This is a genomic window from Streptomyces sp. NPDC000941, from assembly GCF_053599555.1.
This window is the reverse complement of record NZ_JBSFMM010000536.1, coordinates 1-1,587: the sequence shown is the minus strand read 5'-3', so window position 1 is coordinate 1,587 and position 1,587 is coordinate 1. Positions and strand designations below refer to the sequence as shown.

General features: G+C 65.8%; 2 protein-coding genes. Both read right to left on the bottom strand.

Annotated elements, in window-relative coordinates; translation table 11 throughout:
- Positions 1 to 307 (bottom strand): TetR/AcrR family transcriptional regulator (locus tag ACWDSL_RS53345; protein WP_450496992.1); only part of this gene is annotated, 307 nt, incomplete at its 3' end.
- Positions 308 to 316: 9 nt separating this feature from the next.
- Positions 317 to 1,414: an integrase core domain-containing protein gene (locus ACWDSL_RS53340; RefSeq protein WP_450496990.1), complete on the bottom strand. Its 1,098-nt coding sequence runs from the start codon at positions 1,412 to 1,414 to the stop codon at positions 317 to 319.
- Positions 1,415 to 1,587: the final 173 nt, after the last annotated feature.

The window sequence follows — 1,587 nt, the reverse complement described above, 5'->3', positions numbered from 1 at the left end:
TCGCACATGGCCGCCGCGAGCACCTCGCGCGGCTGGCGGCACAGGGCGCGGTCGTCGACGATGGTGCGGGCCTCGGCGGCAGTCTTCGGCACGATGGGGGACGCGGGGGGCAGATCAGATGCTGCTGCCGAGCGTCCGCGCTCGTATCAGGCGGACTTGTCGACGCGAGCCGGTCGATCGCGGCGACCAGCGTCCCCCCGAGCGGGGCGTCGAGTGCGTTCGCGATGACGGCGGTGAACAGCGCTTCCTTGCTGCCGAAGTGGTTGTAGATGGTCACCTTGGACACTGCCCTTGCCGGAAATCTCATCCGCGCAGCTCACGCCGCATGCTGATATTCGTGGAGGATGCCGCCGAGGCGATCGTGTCGGCGTATGTCGAGGCGGGCTAACGTGTCTGGGTCGTCGATCGGTGGGGGCAAGGGGTGTAGCGGTCTGGCGTTCATGATGCCTTGGTGTGGTCGGTGTCCGTTGTAGAACTGCTCGAACTCGCCCAGAGTGTGGAGGAGGTGTCGCTGGTTCCAGATCAATGTCCGGTCCAGGAGCTCGCGGCGACAGGTCTGTATCCACCTTTCCCCGATCGGGTTCATTCTTGGGATCTGGACGTCGCTGAGGACGACGTCGATTCCTGCGTCCTTGAGTACGGCATCGAAGAGGGCGGGGAACTTCCCGTCCCGGTCCCGGATCATGAACCGTGCGCGGCAGCCGAGGTCTTCGAGGTCCATGTCGAGGCTCTTTGCTGCTTGGGCTACCCAGGAGGCGGTCGGATGTGCGGTGGCGCCCAGGACGCGGATCCGGCGACTGCCGTGTTCGATCACCACGAGCACGTACATCCGTACCCCCGACAGGGTGACTGTTTCCATGAAGTCGCAGGCCAGCAGGGCATCAGCCTGGGAGCGAAGGAAGGTGGCCCAGGTAGTGGAGTTCCGTTCGGGTGCTGGGTCGATGCCGGCCTCCTTCAGGATTTCCCAGACGGTGGACGCGCCCACCTTCACCCCCAGTACGAGGAGCTCGCCGTGCAGGCGCCGGTAGCCCCAGCCCGGGTTCTCCTTCGCCATGCGCAGCACCAGGATGCGGATCGAGCGCACTGTAGGGGGTCGTCCCGGGCGTTTGGGCCGACAGGAGGCGGCATGGCGGCGTTTGACGAGGGTGCGGTGCCAACGCAGTGCCGTGTCGGGGCGGACGAGTAGCCGTAACTGTCGCAGGACGTGCCGTGGCAGCCGGTGCAGGAGCGCTGCCAGGAATGCCCGGTCGCTCGGGGTGAACCGGATCTTGTCCTTGGCGAGTTGGCGTTCCAGCACGGTGATTTGGTGGCGCAGGGCGAGGATCTCTGCGTCCTTGTCCCGGTCGGTCATCGGCAGCAGGCGGAGCATCGCGAACGTGTTCGTCACACCCAGGTAAGCCAGTCGCAGCAGCACGATCGATCATCATGACGCCCTGACAGCAGCTGCGCGGGAGCGCCGGCCTCCAGACCCTACAAGTGGCCTTGATCAACCCGATCAAGAAGGTAGGACCCTACGAATGGCTCGCCCGTCCCGATCAACAAGGTAGGGACGACTGACCGGGGGCGCCGCCCGGCAGGGGCAGCGTC